Here is an 18,390-nt window from a genome sequence, read left to right as displayed (position 1 = left end):
TAAATCGGACATTTTTTAATTTTTTTGATTTTTAAGAATACCTTTGTTACCTTTGCAATCCCAAAATTGAAAAGTAATGCCAAAGGTGAAGACACATTCCCGCGCCAAAAAAACCTTTAAGGTAACAGGTACGGGCAAGATCCGCAGATATAAAGCTTTCAAAAGCCATTTGTTGACTAAGAAATCAACAAAGCGCAAACGCCACTTGCGTCAGGCCGCATTCGTTCATCCGTCGAATGAGAATCTCGTAAAACGTATGCTTTGCATGCGCTAACCAATTTTTAATTTTATTAATACAATAGAATATGCCACGTTCGGTAAATGCAGTTGCTTCTCGTGCTAGAAGAAAAAAAGTATTAGCTCAGGCTAAGGGTTTTTACGGTAAACGTAAAAATGTATATACGGTTGCCAAAAACGTTTTGGAGAAAGGTCTTGCTTACAAATATGTAGGACGTAAACTCAAAAAACGTGATTACCGCAGCCTGTGGATTACCCGTATTAACGCAGCAGTTCGTCAGGAAGGTATGAGCTATTCTGTTTTCATGGACAAATTGTCTAAAAGCGGAATCGATCTGAACCGTAAAGTTCTGGCTGATCTGGCAATGAACGAGCCTGAGGCATTCAAAAGCCTGGTTGCTTCCGTAAAATAATTCCGGAGCAAAAACGATAGGAGTGCCGGTACTTAATTCCTTAAGTATCGGCATTTTATATTTTGTCTTCAAAGCACAAAACAATTCCCGGTGATTGTTTTGTATTTTTATTTTTTCTGAACTCTGCCGAATGAGTATCCAAAATAATTACGTAGCGATTATGGCTGGCGGTATCGGAAGCCGCTTCTGGCCGGTAAGCCGCACCAATAAGCCCAAACAGTTTCTGGATATCCTGGGAACAGGAAGAAGCTTGCTGCAATGGACTTACAAACGCTTCCTGGATATCTGTCCTCCGGAAAATATCTTCTTTATCACGAATCACGCTTATGCGACGATCATAAAGGAGCAGTTGCCGGAGCTATCGGATCATCAGATCATTAAAGAGCCTTCGCGTAAAAATACCGCTGCCTGCGCCGCTTATTTCGCACATAAAATTCATGCACTGAATCCGGATGCAAACATTATTATGAGTCCGGCCGATCACCTGATCATGGACGAACGTGCATTTGAGCGCAGTGTGTTTGAGGGTATCGACTTTATCAAGAGCAACAACGCACTGCTGACATTAGGCATCAAACCATCCCGTCCGGATACGGGCTATGGCTACATTCAGTATGATCAGTCCAGGTCTATTGAGAATGTCTACAAAGTGGTCACCTTCACCGAGAAGCCTTCCCTGGAAATAGCAAAAGCTTTCCTGAAGAGCGGTGATTTCCTGTGGAACGCCGGTATTTTCCTGTGGAACGCCAAAACAATCATTGCTGCTTTCGATAAATACCTGCCTGAGCTGAATGATATTTTTGCGCAACTCACACCGGTGTACAATACATCTTCCGAGTATCATGAGATTGAAAAGGCTTACCCTTTGTGCCCCAACACATCAATCGACTATGCCGTGATGGAAAAAGCCCAAAACGTTTATGTTGTGCCGGCCCAGTTCGGGTGGAGTGATCTCGGCACATGGGAAAGTGCTTATGATAATTCTGAGAAAGATTATCTCGGGAATGCGGTTCACGGCAGGGATGTGGTAATCATTGATTCTTCCGAATGCATGGTGAAGGCACCGGATAAAAAACTTGTGGTGCTTCAGGGACTGGAGAAATTTATTATCATCGACACAGATGATGTATTGCTGATCTGCGAACGCAACAAAGAACAGCACATTAAAGAATACGTAGCCGAAATCAAACGCAATAAAGGAGACAAGTTTCTTTAAATACGTCTTAAACATGCCTACAAAGCCGGTCGCTCCACGGAACGACCGGCTTTATCTTTTTACATAATACTATAAGCTTAGAAACGCGGGCAATGGTAGATATTACGGCCTTTCGATGTCTCCCCGTAAAGACCTTCATATACAAATGATACTTCCAGGGCTCCTGTTGACTTTGACGCATTTGCCGGCAGGCTGGACAAAGTAAAGTCGTAGCTGGCTGTGAATTTCATGCCGTTGTACTGGTAACCGGCCACCCCGATCACGGCATCGCCCCATCTGCTGAAGGCACCGAATAACAACTGATTCGCGGTCAACTGCTCAAAATCCTTCGCCATATTGAAAATCACCAGCGAACCGAACAGGATTTCCCTCGCTCCGCTTTGTATGCTGTAATATGCAGACGGGTTGATAATAATATTTTCAGATGTCTTCATCTGAATCTCCGCATTGATTGTGTGGCGGAAATCAAGCTTGTTCTGAGAACCGGAAAAGAAGGTCTCCACGGGCTTATTCAGATTCGCCGTGGATAGTCCTACTTTCATATACAATGCCTCATTGGGGAAAAAAGCGTAGTTAATGCCCCCGGTAACAGCAGTATACGCTGATTTTTCGAGGCCCTTGTTCTCTCCGTTGGAAGAGGTCTTGTCGAATATATAGCCGTCCCATTGAAGCGGATAAGTAAACTTGCTGAAATTGACACTACGGGAATTGTAACTTCCTGAAGCCCCAAATGAGATCATATTGTAAGAGCCGATCTGAATATGATATGCCAGAAAGATTTCCGAGCGGAAAAGGTTCAGCTGACCATCACCTACATTATCATTGAAAAAGGCAAAGCCCAATCCCATCCAGTTCGTTTCATTCTGATTACGCATCAACTGAAAGTCGCCGTAAGCCGAAGTGGTGGTATAAGGCGCTGGATACGCCAGCCACTGCATCCGGTGATTTACTCCCAGCCGGAAATCAGAAGTGGCTGTAAGCGCGGTATTTGCCGGATTTAAAAGCAGGGGAGCATTGTAGTATTGTGAGAAATGCATGGATTGTGCAAAGCCCGGACAAATATTGCCGAACACAAACATCAATGACAAGAAATATGGTGACAGTAAACGCTTCATATCCGCGAAGAACGGATACTAAAATACTAAAAAAATGAATGAATTATGATAAAAATAAAAAAGCCGGTACAAGACCGGCTTTTCTGGTAAAAAGGACTGATTATTTGATTTCCAGCACCCGGCTGAGCGCCAGTTCATTGATCACGTGGATCATTTTACCACCGAGTGTTTTTTCCTGGTGGTTCCAGGGTGCTACCGTAACGCTGCAACCCTGAGATTTACCGAGCGACTTCATTTCGTCAGCAGTGAAGGTTACCGATACTGCTGTTCCGCCCATACGTTTAAGAATTGATTTGCTTGGACCATTGATCTGGAAATACACAGAGTCTGCATTGTACACGCTTTTTATGGCCAGTGTGAACGCCGCTGATCCGTCGATAGACGAGTAAGCAGTCGTAAATCCGCCCGCTTCAGGCATACCGCGACCGGAGGACATTGCGTCATAAGTAAATGAGGGGGTGGTTACGTTCCAGTTGATGCTGCTGCTGAAATCGATACCGGTGATATCCGTCACCCCGGGTGTGTATACGTATGCGTTGTTTGTCTGTTTTGTCAGACTCTTGCCATTCAGCGTTACAGCCCCCGCGTCCACATAAGTTCCAGTGCTGAGGTTTCCGAAAACCGCCACGCCTGTTCCGAGATCCTGATCATATTCTCCCAGCACAGGATTGGAAACTGTAGTGCGGGTGATCAGCGCCACAACAGCACCGTCGCCGGTACCATAAGAAGGAGTGGCTGCAGCGCTGGAAGGTGTGGGAGTAGGTGTGGGCGTGGTTGTCTTTGCATCATCTTTCTTACAGGATGCGAGCGCACATACACCGATAAATGCAAGTGTAAAAATACTTTTGTTCATTGTCGACTTTTTTTTGAGGGTGAAAACTGATGCAAACTTATCACCGTCTGAAAAAGCGGACAATACGTACTTTATCGTATTCCCGGAGTATATCTTTAAGAAGATGCGGAGAGCTCCCGCGCACTGCGCTCGACAGCTGTGTACAGCTTATGGTAAGCACCATCCGTTTGCATCAACTCTGTGTGTGTTCCCCTTTCGATTACTTTACCCTTGTCCATCACCAGTATCTGCGCAGCATTGCGGATAGTGGAAAGCCGGTGCGCAATGACAATGGAAGTGCGCCCTTTTACCAGCATATTGATCGCATGCTGCACGAGCCGCTCACTTTCACTGTCGATGGACGAAGTAGCTTCGTCGAGAATGAGTATGGCAGGATCGAACAGCAGCGCCCTGGCAAAAGAAAGGAGCTGGCGTTGCCCCTGAGACAGCGTATTGCCGCGTTCCCTTACGTTAAAGTGGTAGTCGCCGGGCAGCCGCATAATGAAGTCGTGGATACCCAGCAGGCGGCAAACATCCTGTACCTGTGCGAGACTGATACTTTCGTCGCGCATGGAGATATTCTCGTACACCGATCCTGAAAACAGGAATACATCCTGCAGTACCACACCGATCCTGCGACGCAATGCATAAATGTCGAAATCACGGATGTCGTGGCCATCAATGCGTATAGAGCCGGATTCAATTTCGTATAAACGGTTAAGAATACTGATAATGCTCGTCTTCCCGGCGCCTGTATGCCCCACGATAGCCGTGGTGGTGCCTGCCGGAATATGAAAACTAACGCCTTTGAGTACCGGCACATCTTTCTTGTAAGAGAAGAACACCTCGTCGAAGTCGATGGCTCCGCTGATGTGCTCCGGATCTAACGTACCGGTATTCCGGATTGTCTCCTCACTGTCCAATACAGCAAAAATGCGTTCGGCAGCGATCATGCCCATCTGCAGCACGTTAAATTTATCCGCCATCATACGTAAGGGTCGGAACAGCAGATTCAGGTACATCACGAATGCGATGATCACCCCGGCAGTTACATCGTAAGACAACATTCTCTTCGCACCCCACCAGACAAGCAATCCCATAGAGACTGCGAGAATGATCTCGACGATCGGGAAGAAAACGGAATAAGCAAAGATCGATTTGATGTTTGCGTCCCGGTGTTCTTTATTGATCGCATTGAATTTTGCAGCTTCTCTTTTTTCCGCGGCAAACGCCTGTACAATATACATACCGGCTATATGCTCCTGGGCGAAGGCATTGAGCGCCGCTACTGCATTACGTACACGCTGGAATGATTTATTTACCGCTTCCTTGAACCACCATGTTGCCAGGATAATGGCAGGCAATGTAGTGAGGCACACCAGTCCCAGCCGCCAATCGGTCACCATCATTGCCGTAATTACCGCTATAATGGTAAGCACATCCGCTACAATGGAGATAATACCTTCAGAGAACACATCGTTTACTGCCTCAATGTCGTTAATGCTTCGGGTAGTGAGTGTTCCCACCGCTGTACGATCGAAGTACGCGATATCCTGGTACAGAATCTTACCGAACACCACTCTGCGTATGTCGCTCACTACATTCTGGCCCATCCAGCTGATGCGGTACGAAAAAATGAAACGCAGTACAGTCTCCAGTATGAGCACCCCTAATTGTACCAGACTGATGTACAACAATCCTTTCAGCCATTGATGCCCGATATAGACATCCACAGACTGCTGTATCAGGTATGGCCGGAGCGGAGACACGAGTGCAAGCACGATACTCAATACCACCACAAGACTCATGGTACGCCGGTAATTGCGCGTATAAGAAAAAATACGGGCTAAGGTCTTGAATGAAAACGGCTTTTTAGTTACGGGCTGACTCATTGGATTCGTGCGCAAATGTCGGAATAAATGTTATCCCGACAGACAATAGTGTAGCGGGCAATACCGGAATTATGATTTGCTTTAATAATCGTATTTGTCTTTCCAGCAGTGACGCAGGTATTCCTTCATGCGGATCTCTGCCTGACTGTCTCCCGGATCGTAGAGTTTTTTCCCGGTAAGTGCATCAGGCATATACTCCTGGGCGGCGAAGTTGCCGGGAAAATCGTGCGGATATTGGTATTCCTTACCATAATTCATCTGCTTCATCAACCTGGTAGGTGCATTTCTCAGGTGTAGCGGAACCGGCAGATCTCCGGTTTGCTTCACAATCGACTGAGCCTTTCCGATGGCCATATAGGATGCATTGCTTTTAACAGAAGATGCAAGATAGCTTGCGGCCTGTGCGAGTATGATACGGCATTCCGGATAACCGATCAGCTCCGTTGCCTGAAAAGCGGAAGTAGCGAGCAGCAATGCATTCGGGTTAGCATTACCGACATCTTCCGAGGCAAAGATCACCATACGGCGGGCAATGAACTTCGGATCTTCGCCTCCTTCTATCATACGCGCGAGCCAATATAAAGCAGCATTGGGATCGCTGCCTCTCATGGATTTGATAAACGCGGAAATAATGTCATAATGCTGTTCGCCCGACTTATCGTACAAAGCCATTTTCTGCTGCACGGTCTCCTGTACAAATTCATTGGTGATACGATTGACGCCATCGGGCAAGGCATCGGTCACGAGTTCCAGTAAATTCAGCAGCTTGCGCGCATCTCCGCCGGAGAGTCTCAGCAAGGCCTCCCATTCGGCTACTTCAATATTGAGCTTACTCAGCAATATATCCCCTTGCAATGCCTGCAGCACTATTTCCTTGAGTTCATCCACTTCCAGCGGTTGCAGCACATATACCTGGCAGCGGCTCAGTAAGGCGCTGATCACTTCAAATGAAGGGTTTTCGGTGGTTGCCCCGATCAGGGTGATGATTCCCTTCTCCACTGCACCCAGCAGACTGTCCTGCTGCGCCTTATTGAAACGGTGTATTTCGTCGATAAACAATACTGCGTGCCCTTCGAGCCTCGCCCTCTCAATCACTGCACGCACCTCTTTTACGCCACTGTCGATGGCGCTGAGCGTATAGAAATTCATTTCAAGCGCAGACGCTATGATCTGTGCCAATGTCGTCTTACCCACACCGGGAGGGCCCCAGAATATAATAGAGTGAGCCCGCTTCTGCTCCACCATCTGGGAAAGCACACGTCCTGCGCCCACCAGATGTTTCTGTCCGACAAAATGCTGCAGCGAATGTGGTCGCATACGCTCGGCAAGCGGAATCTGCTTCGTCATAATTTTATTAGTTAATAAATAACAGGTTTATTGAGGGTACGGCTGTATTTTCGTAGGAGTTATATAAAATAATTCAAGCCTTATCAGCCATGTTACGCAAGTTACTTATTATACTCGCTTGTTCCGGTTTTGTGAGCAACGCTTATGCACAGGCGGGCGCAACTGCTCCTGAAGGATTTTCAATTCCCGGAACGGCGGTTATACGCCCCGCTGCGGATGATCCGAAAGTGAAATTCGATTACAAGCAAAAAGGAGCTCCTTTGCCCAAATTCGAAATTTTCGATCAATACCAGGATAACATCACTCAAAAAGTGATCGGCAAAAGCGGCAACCTGTTCCTGATGGTATTTAACCCGGTCTGCGACCATTGTGAAGAGCAGACGAGGTTGTTGCTGAAAAACGATTCTTTATTCAAAGAAAGCAAATTACTGCTGATAGCCGCTCCCATTCAGGTATCCAATCTTTCCTATTTCAATGCGAACACGCATTTCAGTTCTCATACCAAAACCGTAACTGTCACTGTGGACAGTGCGCGTGTGCTGGACAAAATCTTTAATTACGTGGAGCTGCCGCAGATCAACATTTACGACGGCAAAACGAAGCGACTGCTGAAAACCTTCAATGGTATTAAATCAATCGATTCGCTGAGCAGCTACATTCAATAGCTGCATTACACACGACCTGCTAACTGAGCAGTACCGCAGAAACAGCATAGTCGGCGAGCAGGATCATAATACAACTCACAACCACTGCAGTAGTGGATGCCTTTCCGATCTCGAGTGCTCCGCCCTTTACGTAGTAACCGTAATAGGCAGGAATAGTGGAAATGATAAAGGCAAATGCAAATGATTTGGACATGGCCACAACCAGGTTATAGGGCACAAATCCGGTAGTGATACCCTGGATGAACTGCTGATCGCTGAGTATATGGCTGGTCATACCCGCGATATATCCGCCGAAAATACAAATAGCAATAGATAAGATTACCAGGCAGGGAACCATGATTAAAGCCGCTATGATTTTGGGCAGTATCAGGTATGTCTTGGTATTGATACCCATAATTTCAAGCGCGTCTATCTGCTCGCTCACACGCATATTGCCGAGTTCCGAAGCGATCTTACTTCCGACAACACCCGCCAGCACGATACAGATCAGCGTGGGGGACAGTTCCAGTATTGCAGTATCGCGGGTGAGCTGCGCGATGATGTATTTGGGCACCCAGGGACTGATCAGCTGATACGAAACCTGTAATGTAAGTACCATCCCCAGGAACACCGAAATCACCAGTACAATAGGGAGCGAACGGATACCGATGTCGTTACATTGCGTCATGAATTCTTTCCAATACACCTTTCCATTCTCAGGGCGGCTGATCCCGCCTTTAAGCATCAGTGCAATACGACCGGTGTGTTCGAAAAATCTTCCTAGAATCATAACTACTGGTTTAAGGTAATGAAGAGTTTTTATGCTTCGTCCTCTTCTTCGGGAACCAAAGATAATTCGACTTTTTCCGCCGAATTGTTATAGGTATTCAATATTGTGATATCGTATTGTTCCAGCCTTATCTTATCCAGCATTTTTAATTCTTCCGGATGGTGATATGCGATAAGCCCGGCAAGCGTTTCGTAATTCTCGTTTTCCTCGAATCGCTGTGGCAGCAGCTTATTGATGTCGCTGAGTGAATGGTGTGCGCTTACGATATAAGTACCATAATTGGTGCGCTCCACCACCGGCTTTTCGTTATCGTATTCGTCCTGAATTTCTCCTACCAGTTCTTCCAGGATATCCTCCATAGATACGATACCGGCTACATCTCCCACTTCATCGGTAACGATAGCGAGATGTATGCGCTTTTTCTGGAATTCCTTCAGCAGGTCTTTGATTTTCTTGCTGGCCGAAATAAAATATGCTTTGCGGCAAAGAGGCAGGATAGATTTATGTTCGTTGATGTCGGACTCCATAATAGCCTTCATCAGGTCTTTCGTATAAATAATGCCTTTCACATCATTCAGCTCGGTGCCGCATACAGGATAGCGGGAATAGCCCTCCCGGATCGCAAATTCCATTGCCTGACCGATCGTATATTCAGCGGGAATAAAGGTGATGTTCTTTTTGGCTGTATGAATATCCCATACCCTGCGATCATCGAAATCAAACACATTCTGAATCAGTTCGCGCTCTGTTTCTTCGATAGCCCCACCCTCATGACTTTCGGTAATGATCATTTTCAGTTCTTCCTCAGAGTGTATTTCGTTACCGTGTAAAGGCTTGATACCTACGATACGCAGCAGGAAATTAGCCAGGCTGTTCATCAGCCAGATCACCGGACGGAATATAAAATAAAACACGCGCAGCGGCCAGGCAACTGCGAATGTGGTACCGGCAGGATAACGTATAGCCAGGGATTTGGGAGCAAGTTCGCCGAAAATGATATGCAATATCGTAATGAGGAAGAATGCAACCGGAACAGCCGCCTTATGCGCTGATTCCTCACTGATCCGGAGGTTCAGCGCATCAAAAAGACCACGGATCATTTCCGTCATCACGCCCTCACCTACCCATCCGAGGGCGAGGCTCGCAAGCGTGATACCAAGCTGTGTTGCAGCAAGATAGGCGTCCAGGTTGGACACAATCAGTTTAGCCGTCTGTGAGAGATTCTTACTGACTTTCGCAACATCTATCTGAGATGCTCTTACTTTGACAATCGCGAATTCGGCAGCGACAAAAAAGCCATTCAGTAATACAAGAACAAGTGTGAGTATTAGGTCTGCAATCATATTGCACGTGAGTTTTCCTTTTTTCCCTGCGCGGTCATCAGGACCGGTTTTATGCAAAGAAATTTATTTTGACGAACAAAGATATGGTATCGAAAATAAATATACCGATTTGCCTTCGTGCTTACCCTCGTTTTAGCCGAAAATGCTGCTTTCTGAGGAATTCAGGCCGAAAAAACAACAATCCCATAACATTCGTCTCAATGCTCAGGAGAATAGAAGGGTCTTTGACGAGCGCCCTCCAATAACTGAAGGCGCTTTCATGATGCATGATGCGGGGTACAATAAAAATATCCCCGGGGGCGGCACGCACGAATTGCCGGCCGGGCATCAGCAGGACTATGAGCGGCATCCGCCCTCCGCCGGGTTCATATTCAGAAGCAAGCCGTATCCGGGGATCGCAGGCATATGCTTGTACAAGTTTCGCAACCATGGCACGCTCCTGCGCATCGGGAATCCATCCCTCCGGGAAAATCAAATGATCGGAGGATACGTCTTTCCCATTGAGTACCTGCTCTACAAATGCGTATGCGAACGGCGAGTGTGTCCCGTGGCGGTTATTCGCACGGAACCGGTGTATCAGCCTCCGGCACCATTCGTAACCGGTCACAACCGGCTGCGTTTAAAATGCTGAAATGTAAAGTCGTAGACATGCTTTTCGTCTTTCGGATGATATTCTTCCCATACTTTGTGCCAGCTATCCGGTGGCAGCGCCGGAAAAAATGCCTCCCCGTGCTCCAGATGCGCGTGTACGCGCGTCAGGAATACCTGATCGGCGATTTCCAGCAGTTCGGAAAAAACGATGCCTCCGCCGATAATACATATTTCCTCTGCGCCCTGGCTTTCCAGAAACTGAAGTGCCTCGGAACTACCGGTAAAATGCAATACTCCTTCCGGAAGCTGCGGTTGCTGACGGGACAATACGATATTGAGCCTTTTGGGCAAAGGGCGGCCCAGTGATTCAAATGTTTTACGGCCCATCACTACCGGCTTACCCAGGGTATTTTGTTTGAAGAATTTAAGATCGTCGGGCAGGTGCCAGGGAAGCTCGTTGTGCACACCGATCACATTATTCTCGGATGCGGCCACCACCATCGTGATTATCATAGAAACAAAAGATTGCGCTGCGAAGATACGGCAACACACTTTGCATTTTCTGACATAAAACTGTAGGTTTGGCACGAATATGAATCCCCGGGTTTACGTCTTCCGCTTACCTCTCTTATACCTGCATGTACTATTGGCCGTGCTTTGCGGAAGCCTTACCGCGTTTGCACAGGCAGAGGAAGGCTTTGGGATAGAGGCAAACCCTATGGCGGGCCGCGTTTTCAAACATACCAAACGTTTTCTGGGACCTATTCCTCCTGTTTCGGGCGGACTGGACCTGAATTTTTTATGGAAAACAAGAGGCAATAAAGACTGGCAATACCGGAGGCATTTCCCGACGGTAGGTATCGGCATTACCTACACCAGCTACGACCGGCAGTATTATGGTCAGGGTATAGGGTTTTACCCCAACCTGGAGCTTCCGCTGATCCGGGGGAACCGGCTGGAATGGTGCATGCGCTTTGGCATGGGATTGGGCTATATCTCGAAGCATTACACGCGCTACGCTCCGGACTACGATACACTCAACAATGCTATAGGCGGGCATATCAACAATTTCAGCCTGCTGGCTTCGGATCTGCGCCTCCACCTGAATAAACATTGGGACGTACAGGCCGGTATCAACTTCACACATATGTCCTCAGCCAAATTCCGGCTGCCAAACCTGGGCATCAACCTGCTTGCGGGGCATATCGGCGTTCGCTACTTCCCCAATACCTCATCTCCTGCCAGAAGAGAGAAAAAAGTACCAGCCCTTTCCAACCGCTGGCTGCTTCAATTCCGGCAGGGTATTGCAATGAGCACCGGTGAAAGCATCGGCAGCACCGCTACGCCGGTTTACCTGAGTGCGCTATATATCAGCAAGCGTTACTGGAGCAAAAACAAAGTATTTGCAGGCATTGATTATTCCTATCATGAATCGCTGTATAATTTTCAGCGACTGCAGGGCATACACCCGGGCGATGAAAAGCAATATGCATGGAAATCCGGAGTGTACGCGGGTCATGAATTTCTTTACGGACATGTAGGGCTGATGATGCAGATTGGTGTGTACATTCACCAGGCAATATTACCCAGCCCGTTGCTCTATGAGAAACTCGGCATGAACTGGTATCTGCTTCAAAGCGAATCGGGGATCGTGAAGGAGTGCTGGATCAGCACCTTATTGAAAACACACTACTCCACCGCCGAACTGGCAGAGCTGGGTGTGGGCGTCAGCTTTTAGCTATGTACAAAGGAAAGACGATAACAATTCTGTGCGCTTCGTTCCCGCCTGAAACGGGCGCGGGACCAGGCCGCATTTATCTGTTAGCGCAATTGCTGCAGCAGCACGGCTTTACCGTACATGTGATCGCTGCTATGCCCAATTACCCGCAGGGTAAAATATTCCCGGCTTACCGCGGGAAAAGAATAGTGCAGGAACAGATAGACGGGATCAATGTTTGCAGGATATGGTTATATCCCACCAACAGTTCGTCTAAGATAAAAAGGGCGTTCAGTATCGGCAGCTTTGCGTTGTCCCTGAAATTGCACCTTCCTGCATTGCTGCGGTCGCAGCAGCCGGATTTACTGATCGTGAGCAGTCCGCCCTTTATACTTGGTACGGTCGGTTGCAGTGTTGCTGCACGCAACGGAGTACGGATATTGCTGAATGTAAGCGACATATGGCCGGCATCTGCACAGGAACTGGGATTTATAAGAGAAGGGGGGTTGTTGAACTATTTGCGCAAACTGGAAAAAAACATGTATGCAAAGGCTTGCGGATTTTCAGCGCAATCTGAAGAGATCGCGCGCCATATTCAGCAGATCCGGCCTTCAGCAGATATCTTCATTTACAGGAATCTGCAGCGAACCAGCGCTTATGCGGATGAAACACGTCCTGCAGGAAAAAGAAAAATCGTTTATGCCGGTTTACTGGGAATTGCTCAGGGTTTGGGCACCATTATCCGGCAGATCGATTTCGGTGGTGCAGGCACAGAATTACATATTTACGGAGATGGCGTGGAGCAGGGGATCATCCGGCAGGAAGCCGCCCACAGAACGGATATTTTCTATCATGGCAGCATTCCCGCACACGAAGTTCCGGAAGTGCTGAGCCGGTACCATATTATGCTGGTGCCACTTATAACGGGTATAGAAGGTGCAGTACCTTCAAAAATATTCAATGCTGTGGCAAACGGGCTCCCACTGATATATATGGGTCAGGGCGAATCAGCTAACATCGTCCGGGCCCACAAATTGGGATATACCTGTGATCCGGGAGATTTCGACGGCTTATATGCCAGATTGAAAGAGATGCTTGCTCTGAACGATGCGGAATACAGTCAACTGAGACAGAATTGCCGGGATGCTGCGAAAGGAATATTCAACAAAGAGATACAGGACCGCCATTTCCTCGAATTCCTGCACAGATTTCTCAGTTAGTTCTTACAAGGGAAAAACACAAAAGGCTCTTTTGTCTTTTCATACATAGCTGCACGTACCTTGCGAACGTCGGCAGTTTTTTTGTAGCGCTGCAGATCGATCATTTCGAAGTGTTCCGGCAGGCGGCCATCCTGTACCTGATTGCCGTAAAACTCTTTGAGAAATAATGCAGCTTCAGAACTAATCGCAATCAACCCTTCGTCAAAATAGCGCCAGCGACGTTTGTAACGATTTCTCATGCTTATATAGGTGTTTATCGTTTGGGTTTAAATGTTCTGTTTAAGTCCGCCCCGCAGCCACAACCTTTGCGTTTGGTTGTTTTACAGGAGGCAAGAGAGAAAGAAATTCCGGCTGTCAACACCACCAATATCAATAACTTAATAAATTTACACGCGTTCATATTTTCTCCTGCAATTGTAAAAATACCAAAACCTTGCTCAAAAAACAACTCAGAATTCTTGTAGCTCCGCTGGACTGGGGAATGGGCCATGTGACCCGTTGTATCCCGCTGATCCGGCATATCAGGAGCTTAGGACATGAGGTGATTTTTGCGGGAAACAATACGCAACAATCTTTTGTAAAGAGTATTTTTGACAATATTGAATTCGTGCATCTGGAAGGGTATAACGTTACCTACTCCAGAAACCGCAGAACTTTTCTTCTTAAGATAATCGGTCAGATACCGTCTATCCAAAGATCCGTCCGCCGGGAACGTGCGTGGCTTTCCCATATCGTGAAAGAAAAGCGCGTGGATGCTGTGATATCCGACAACCGTTACGGGCTGTTTCATCCGGAGATCCCCTGCGTGATACTTACTCATCAGTTACAGGTATTATCCGGCTCGGGAAATCCTTTCGACATGCTTCTCCTTAAGGCGCATTACCGATACCTGGAAAAATTCAGGGAGTGCTGGGTGGTGGACGTTGCAGATAAAAAAAACAATCTCAGCGGTAAGCTCGGGCACCCTTCCGTGCTGCCATCCATGAATGTACGCTATATCGGTCTCCTGTCGCAATTCGCAACGGCAAATCCATCACAGGAAACAGATGATATCCTGATACTGCTTTCCGGAGCAGAACCACAGAGAAGCATCCTCTCCGAACAGCTATGGAAGAAAGCTGTCACCTGCGATCATCACTGTATGTTTGTAGCGGGAAGCGAGCAGGCCGAAATCCCCGACTTGGTTCCCGACCATATTACTTTCGTGCAGCGTCTTTCGGGATCGGAGCTCAGTAAGGAAATTGCAAAAGCTGCTTTTGTGATCTGCCGCAGCGGCTATTCTTCGATCATGGACCTTATTGCCTTGCGTAAAAAAGGGATACTGATTCCCACACCGGGACAAACCGAACAAGAATATCTGGCAAAGCGGATGCACGAACGCGGACTCTTTATGAAAGCGAGGCAGACTAAATTTGATATTGACACCTCCATTGTGAATGCGGGACTATTTCCGTTCCGCCAGGGTGCTTTCGGAGATGCTTTTGACATACATAAACAGGTGTTGGCAGACTGGCTGCGTGTAATGGAACGCTAAAAAAGCGACAGGCCGATATGTGCCTGAATCATATACTGCTTCCAGTTATTGCTGATCGCACTGTTTGCGCTGAGGTCCTGAACATCGAAAATAAGCCGGGCACCCATATCCACGTTACCCAACCGGACAGTGGCTCCCATTACGCCGGCTACGCTTCCGGACCGGAACAGCTTTTTAGCATCGTTCACCACACCGTTTACATCATTTACACTCACTATTCCGTAAAACTGGACACCAGGCTGTATCCATACCAGATGGGCAACACGGAACTGGAGTAATATGGGCAATACCAGTTTGTTCACGCGGAAACGACCCTGCTTCAGCGAGTCTGCCGCGTTTGCATAATCGCTTTTAAATGCGTTGTAAAATCCATCGCCCGTGGTGTACACCGACTGTTCGAAAAGTGCTTCACCCTGCACGCCGAATCCCGCGCCGCGCACACCGCCAAACAAACCGCCCAACAGGTTGGATCTAACTCCGTTCGACCAATCCGTTCCGCTCAGGTATGAGAAATTAGCACCGATCTTTATCCCGGCATATAATGTAGGTCCGGCCGGACTTTTACGGGTGGGATTGAGCCCGCCCAGCGCCTGGGCAAATGAACTGTTTAAAGAAAAAAGCAGCAGGCCGGTTACCAGCAGCAAACTTCTACAAATCCGGGACGACGATGAGGAACTCATTGGCAAATGGCTTTATTGCATTTTTTATCTCTTCAAAAATACTAAATCCCTGCATGAGAAAGTACGTAGAAAAATTTTCGGTTCTTTCCTGTAATCCGCCGCCAGGGTGCGTCCATTCGCGCAAGCGTAACAATCGCTCCCGTGTTACCTCTTCTTTTTTCAGATATGCACTGGTGATTTTCTTATCGATCCGGTCCAATTGCTTCCGGATCTTTGCGCCCGATGCCGCAACCGCCTTTTCGAGTGTAGTATCAGCCTGCACGGCCTTTCCCGTAAGCGACTGCAATAATTGCCGCATGGTTTCACGTTCCGGCTGCAACAATTCGTCGGTATGGTATTGCCTGCGAACCCATTCTTTCATTCTTGATACGGGATCTTCAAAAATATCTGTCGGCTGCAGATCCAGCTTTTCCAACAGCCTTGCCGCTTCCGGCTGAATCAGCTGTACAGACTGGCGCAGCATCACCTGTGGAAAGAAAACACGGTAATGTTCAAACAACGGCATGAGCTGAAGCCAGTAGGCCACTTCAGATCCGCCTCCCACAAAACATACATCGGGCAGAATAGATTCCTGATACATACCGCGCAGGATCACATTAGGACTGAAGCGGTCGGGAAACGACGAAAGCTCTTCGAGTATTTCCGCTTCCGTAAAGCTGATACCGGTGTTCAAAACATGGTAACGGCCATCAGCGTGTTCGATGCGCTCCCGTATATTGTCCCTGAGGTAAAACAGGTTTACGGGCCTGACGAATGCCTGCGCTTTGTAATGCTGCTCCAGCTTTCTGTTAGTATCGGCAACAATCGATGCGGCGGTATGTCCCAACAGATCGTCTTTCATTACGGAAACGAAGCGCGCTTTTAACCTTGCATCGTCCGGATCCAGCACCACCAGTCCGTAAGGACCAAACAACCGGTGCACCCAATAGCGGGTCGCTTCACCTATTGTTTTATGTCCGAGATACGCTTCGGTCAGTAGTTCCTGCAACGTTTCCTTATTCCATCCGGGAGGGCCTATACGATGAAAAAACTCATTAAGCAATGTTGCCAGACTTTCTGTGGCCATACGCCCCACCGCACCTGTCTGACCCGCGGCATCCCATATGTATTGATTTCCATTGTACAGGAAGCGACCCAGTTCATCCAGGTCATTGTCTTCGCTGCCCATATAATACACCGGCACGAAATGCTTTCCGGGGTGTTTGCCATTCAGTTCTTCAGCTATACGCACCGCGTACAGTATCTTATAAAAAAAATAAAGGTACCCGCCAAGCAGGTTGGGCTGATGCGCGGTACAAACGGTAAAAGTGGTTTCATCAGCAAGAGAACGGATATTTGCCGAAACGGTATCGAGGATAGGTAATTGTCTGTACTGATCCTCCAATACCTGCACCAGTGTTTGCCGGTCTACGGGGTAATGTGGCCGTTCGAGGATGGCCGCCTCCACTCCGCTGGCATCGGGGCTAAAACGGTAAAAGTCTCTGAGTGTTTCTTCCCGGTTGATATAGTCGTTTACGAGACCCGAAAAAGAGTGCGTTTCAGTGTACGGTACGTAGTAGCTTTTGATCGCCAATTGATTGCTTTTAAGAGAACAAAGGTAGGGGTATGACGTGCTTTATTAATAGTTAAAAGAATCGATAAGATTCTGACTCATTAATTTCTCGTTCAATTTTTCGAGAATGGCTACCCTTCCTGATAATTCATACACACAGATTGAATTATTTACCGAGCGAAACTCCTTGAGTTTACGGAAGGAGATGCCATGGTCGCGGAATTCGGCTTCCAGCTCCGATAACTGAAGCTTATCCACCTGAAAAGAAAATTTATAGACCCTTACCTGGTGCAGACTGTTCAGCTTGTTCTGGATCAGTTTCAAAAATATAAGAGCAGTGAGCGCAATAGCGAGCGTGGCGAAGCCAAGTACAAAATGACCGCTTCCCATTGCCATTCCCATCGCAGCAGCTACCCAGATCGTTGCGGCTGTTGTAAGCCCGTTGAGATTGATATCGTTCTTGAAAATGACGCCCGCGCCGATAAAGCCGATACCGGTAAGTATATTGGAAGCAATCCTGTCAGGGTTTTCGGGTGCGCCGATATGAATGGACAGCATGGTAAACAGGGCCGAACCGACAGATATGAGCGTTATTGTTCTGATACCGGCAAACTTGTTCTGGTATTCCCGCTCTATACCGAGCAGGATACCGGCTATCAGTGCCAGCAATAAACGGAATAGTTCTTCATTCATATATTTTCCCGGAGTGGTGTCGTAAAGGTACGCGTTCGCATAAAAAAACAGCCCCGTATTACGGAGCTGTCTGTATAGCGTTTACTTAATTTGATTGTTTGGCCACCACTGAGATCTTTGCCCAGTCTTCCGTGCCATCCTGTTTGAGGAACGCGTCGATGAATGAAACATTCACTTTACTTCCGCTCACATCCACGGTAGCGAACTGCTCTGTTTTAAGGGCTTTCCCATCGTTGTCCTGACTGTGGTAGATTACTTTATTCACACTGTCAACAATTTCGATACTCACCTCATTCGGCTCATCTGCCACCTGGCGGAAAACGTAGCTTCCGCTTTCTGTAGGTTTACGGAAAAAATGAATTTTCAGTATTCCGAGATTCGGCTTGGGAGAGATCCCCACAAGAGTGATGGCCGTGTCGTAAAAAGCGGTACCCGCAGAAGTGAATGTGGTATTGTTGACGATCCAGGAATTATCTGCAGGTGTGACAACCGGATCTTTAATATCCTTATTGCAGGACGCAGCCCAGAATAATACAACAGCTAAAAAAGGCAGCAGTAATTTTTTCATTAGTTC

General features: G+C 47.5%; 20 protein-coding genes. 7 read left to right on the top strand and 13 right to left on the bottom strand.

Features of this window, described 5'->3' with window-relative positions; all coding sequences use genetic code 11:
• Window positions 1-76: 76 nt before the first annotated feature.
• The 3 genes from rpmI to ABD846_RS04300 all read left to right on the top strand — a co-directional run bounded on the left by rpmI (window position 77) and on the right by ABD846_RS04300 (window position 1,866).
• Entirely contained in the window at window positions 77-274 is a 198-nt protein-coding gene (gene rpmI, locus ABD846_RS04310) for a 50S ribosomal protein L35 (protein ID WP_344823020.1), read from the top strand.
• A gap of 31 nt (window positions 275-305) precedes the next feature.
• Window positions 306-650 (top strand): 50S ribosomal protein L20, encoded by a 345-nt coding sequence (rplT, locus tag ABD846_RS04305; protein ID WP_344823018.1) that lies wholly within the window; start codon window positions 306-308, stop codon window positions 648-650.
• Between the two features lie 130 nt (window positions 651-780).
• Window positions 781-1,866, top strand: coding sequence for a mannose-1-phosphate guanylyltransferase (locus tag ABD846_RS04300; protein WP_344823016.1), 1,086 nt, complete (start codon window positions 781-783; stop codon window positions 1,864-1,866).
• Between the two features lie 77 nt (window positions 1,867-1,943).
• Here the strand turns inward: ABD846_RS04300 and ABD846_RS04295 are convergent, their stop codons facing one another.
• The 4 genes from ABD846_RS04295 to ABD846_RS04280 form a co-directional block, all read right to left on the bottom strand.
• A complete protein-coding gene (locus tag ABD846_RS04295; RefSeq protein ID WP_344823014.1) occupies window positions 1,944-2,981 on the bottom strand; it encodes a PorP/SprF family type IX secretion system membrane protein in 1,038 nt (345 codons plus the stop codon).
• Window positions 2,982-3,081: 100 nt separating this feature from the next.
• On the bottom strand, window positions 3,082-3,834 hold the full coding sequence (locus tag ABD846_RS04290) for a hypothetical protein (RefSeq protein ID WP_344823012.1): 753 nt from the start codon (window positions 3,832-3,834) through the stop codon (window positions 3,082-3,084).
• A 95-nt stretch (window positions 3,835-3,929) separates the two neighbouring features.
• Window positions 3,930-5,720 carry an ABC transporter ATP-binding protein gene (locus tag ABD846_RS04285; protein WP_344823010.1) on the bottom strand — a complete coding sequence of 597 codons (1,791 nt, stop codon included), beginning with the start codon at window positions 5,718-5,720 and terminating at the stop codon, window positions 3,930-3,932.
• 66 nt (window positions 5,721-5,786) lie between these two features.
• Entirely contained in the window at window positions 5,787-7,052 is a 1,266-nt protein-coding gene (locus ABD846_RS04280; RefSeq protein WP_344823008.1) for a replication-associated recombination protein A, read from the bottom strand.
• Between the two features lie 89 nt (window positions 7,053-7,141).
• Between ABD846_RS04280 and ABD846_RS04275 the strand changes: the two genes are divergently transcribed.
• Window positions 7,142-7,717, top strand: coding sequence for a hypothetical protein (locus ABD846_RS04275; protein ID WP_344823006.1), 576 nt, complete (start codon window positions 7,142-7,144; stop codon window positions 7,715-7,717).
• Window positions 7,718-7,736: 19 nt separating this feature from the next.
• Here the strand turns inward: ABD846_RS04275 and ABD846_RS04270 are convergent, their stop codons facing one another.
• The 4 genes from ABD846_RS04270 to ABD846_RS04255 form a co-directional block, all read right to left on the bottom strand.
• Window positions 7,737-8,486, bottom strand: a complete 750-nt coding sequence (locus ABD846_RS04270; RefSeq protein WP_344823004.1) for an MlaE family ABC transporter permease — start codon at window positions 8,484-8,486, stop codon at window positions 7,737-7,739.
• Window positions 8,487-8,515: 29 nt separating this feature from the next.
• Window positions 8,516-9,829 carry a hemolysin family protein gene (locus ABD846_RS04265; RefSeq protein ID WP_344823002.1) on the bottom strand — a complete coding sequence of 438 codons (1,314 nt, stop codon included), beginning with the start codon at window positions 9,827-9,829 and terminating at the stop codon, window positions 8,516-8,518.
• A 121-nt stretch (window positions 9,830-9,950) separates the two neighbouring features.
• Window positions 9,951-10,436, bottom strand: coding sequence for a hypothetical protein (locus tag ABD846_RS04260; RefSeq protein ID WP_344823000.1), 486 nt, complete (start codon window positions 10,434-10,436; stop codon window positions 9,951-9,953).
• Window positions 10,433-10,933, bottom strand: coding sequence for a dihydrofolate reductase (locus ABD846_RS04255; RefSeq protein WP_344822998.1), 501 nt, complete (start codon window positions 10,931-10,933; stop codon window positions 10,433-10,435). The genes ABD846_RS04260 and ABD846_RS04255 overlap by 4 nt, the downstream gene beginning before the upstream one ends.
• 79 nt (window positions 10,934-11,012) lie before the next feature.
• On the opposite strand from ABD846_RS04255, the gene ABD846_RS04250 reads away from it, so the two are divergent.
• Complete coding sequence (locus ABD846_RS04250) at window positions 11,013-12,158, top strand: acyloxyacyl hydrolase (protein ID WP_344822996.1); 1,146 nt, start codon at window positions 11,013-11,015, stop codon at window positions 12,156-12,158.
• A 2-nt stretch (window positions 12,159-12,160) separates the two neighbouring features.
• A complete protein-coding gene (locus ABD846_RS04245) occupies window positions 12,161-13,357 on the top strand; it encodes a glycosyltransferase family 4 protein (RefSeq protein WP_344822994.1) in 1,197 nt (398 codons plus the stop codon).
• Here the strand turns inward: ABD846_RS04245 and ABD846_RS04240 are convergent.
• A complete protein-coding gene (locus ABD846_RS04240; protein ID WP_344822992.1) occupies window positions 13,354-13,596 on the bottom strand; it encodes a hypothetical protein in 243 nt (80 codons plus the stop codon). The genes ABD846_RS04245 and ABD846_RS04240 overlap by 4 nt on opposite strands.
• Before the next feature lie 194 nt (window positions 13,597-13,790).
• Here ABD846_RS04240 and ABD846_RS04235 point away from each other — a divergent pair, with 194 nt between their 5' ends.
• Window positions 13,791-14,891: a glycosyltransferase gene (locus ABD846_RS04235; protein WP_344822990.1), complete on the top strand. Its 1,101-nt coding sequence runs from the start codon at window positions 13,791-13,793 to the stop codon at window positions 14,889-14,891.
• Here the strand turns inward: ABD846_RS04235 and ABD846_RS04230 are convergent.
• The 4 genes from ABD846_RS04230 to ABD846_RS04215 all read right to left on the bottom strand — a co-directional run bounded on the left by ABD846_RS04230 (window position 14,888) and on the right by ABD846_RS04215 (window position 18,384).
• On the bottom strand, window positions 14,888-15,571 hold the full coding sequence (locus tag ABD846_RS04230) for a hypothetical protein (protein ID WP_344822988.1): 684 nt from the start codon (window positions 15,569-15,571) through the stop codon (window positions 14,888-14,890). The two genes, ABD846_RS04235 and ABD846_RS04230, sit on opposite strands and share 4 nt — an antisense overlap.
• A complete protein-coding gene (gene bshC, locus ABD846_RS04225; RefSeq protein WP_344822986.1) occupies window positions 15,540-17,144 on the bottom strand; it encodes a bacillithiol biosynthesis cysteine-adding enzyme BshC in 1,605 nt (534 codons plus the stop codon). Before bshC ends, ABD846_RS04230 begins: the two co-directional genes overlap by 32 nt.
• Window positions 17,145-17,189: 45 nt before the next feature.
• Window positions 17,190-17,816 (bottom strand): MgtC/SapB family protein, encoded by a 627-nt coding sequence (locus ABD846_RS04220; protein ID WP_344822984.1) that lies wholly within the window; start codon window positions 17,814-17,816, stop codon window positions 17,190-17,192.
• 85 nt (window positions 17,817-17,901) lie between these two features.
• Window positions 17,902-18,384 carry a hypothetical protein gene (locus ABD846_RS04215; RefSeq protein WP_344822982.1) on the bottom strand — a complete coding sequence of 161 codons (483 nt, stop codon included), beginning with the start codon at window positions 18,382-18,384 and terminating at the stop codon, window positions 17,902-17,904.
• Between the last annotated feature and the right edge of the window lie 6 nt (window positions 18,385-18,390).

Origin of the sequence: Rurimicrobium arvi, assembly GCF_039540495.1 — a bacterium.
GTDB lineage: Bacteria > Bacteroidota > Bacteroidia > Chitinophagales > Chitinophagaceae > Rurimicrobium > Rurimicrobium arvi.
This window is presented reverse-complemented; position numbering and strand designations above follow the sequence as displayed.

What these genes read in the sequence shown, in the direction of transcription:
- rpmI (WP_344823020.1), top strand. Translation starts at nt 77, where the DNA reads ATGCCAAAGGTGAAGACACATTCCCGCGCCAAAAAAACCTTTAAGGTA.
- rplT (WP_344823018.1), top strand. Translation starts at nt 306, where the DNA reads ATGCCACGTTCGGTAAATGCAGTTGCTTCTCGTGCTAGAAGAAAAAAA.
- ABD846_RS04300 (WP_344823016.1), top strand. Translation starts at nt 781, where the DNA reads ATGAGTATCCAAAATAATTACGTAGCGATTATGGCTGGCGGTATCGGA.
- ABD846_RS04295 (WP_344823014.1), bottom strand. Translation starts at nt 2,981, where the DNA reads ATGAAGCGTTTACTGTCACCATATTTCTTGTCATTGATGTTTGTGTTC.
- ABD846_RS04290 (WP_344823012.1), bottom strand. Translation starts at nt 3,834, where the DNA reads ATGAACAAAAGTATTTTTACACTTGCATTTATCGGTGTATGTGCGCTC.
- ABD846_RS04280 (WP_344823008.1), bottom strand. Translation starts at nt 7,052, where the DNA reads ATGACGAAGCAGATTCCGCTTGCCGAGCGTATGCGACCACATTCGCTG.
- ABD846_RS04275 (WP_344823006.1), top strand. Translation starts at nt 7,142, where the DNA reads ATGTTACGCAAGTTACTTATTATACTCGCTTGTTCCGGTTTTGTGAGC.
- ABD846_RS04270 (WP_344823004.1), bottom strand. Translation starts at nt 8,486, where the DNA reads ATGATTCTAGGAAGATTTTTCGAACACACCGGTCGTATTGCACTGATG.
- ABD846_RS04265 (WP_344823002.1), bottom strand. Translation starts at nt 9,829, where the DNA reads ATGATTGCAGACCTAATACTCACACTTGTTCTTGTATTACTGAATGGC.
- ABD846_RS04255 (WP_344822998.1), bottom strand. Translation starts at nt 10,933, where the DNA reads ATGATAATCACGATGGTGGTGGCCGCATCCGAGAATAATGTGATCGGT.
- ABD846_RS04250 (WP_344822996.1), top strand. Translation starts at nt 11,013, where the DNA reads ATGAATCCCCGGGTTTACGTCTTCCGCTTACCTCTCTTATACCTGCAT.
- ABD846_RS04245 (WP_344822994.1), top strand. Translation starts at nt 12,161, where the DNA reads ATGTACAAAGGAAAGACGATAACAATTCTGTGCGCTTCGTTCCCGCCT.
- ABD846_RS04240 (WP_344822992.1), bottom strand. Translation starts at nt 13,596, where the DNA reads ATGAGAAATCGTTACAAACGTCGCTGGCGCTATTTTGACGAAGGGTTG.
- ABD846_RS04230 (WP_344822988.1), bottom strand. Translation starts at nt 15,571, where the DNA reads ATGAGTTCCTCATCGTCGTCCCGGATTTGTAGAAGTTTGCTGCTGGTA.
- ABD846_RS04220 (WP_344822984.1), bottom strand. Translation starts at nt 17,816, where the DNA reads ATGAATGAAGAACTATTCCGTTTATTGCTGGCACTGATAGCCGGTATC.
- ABD846_RS04215 (WP_344822982.1), bottom strand. Translation starts at nt 18,384, where the DNA reads ATGAAAAAATTACTGCTGCCTTTTTTAGCTGTTGTATTATTCTGGGCT.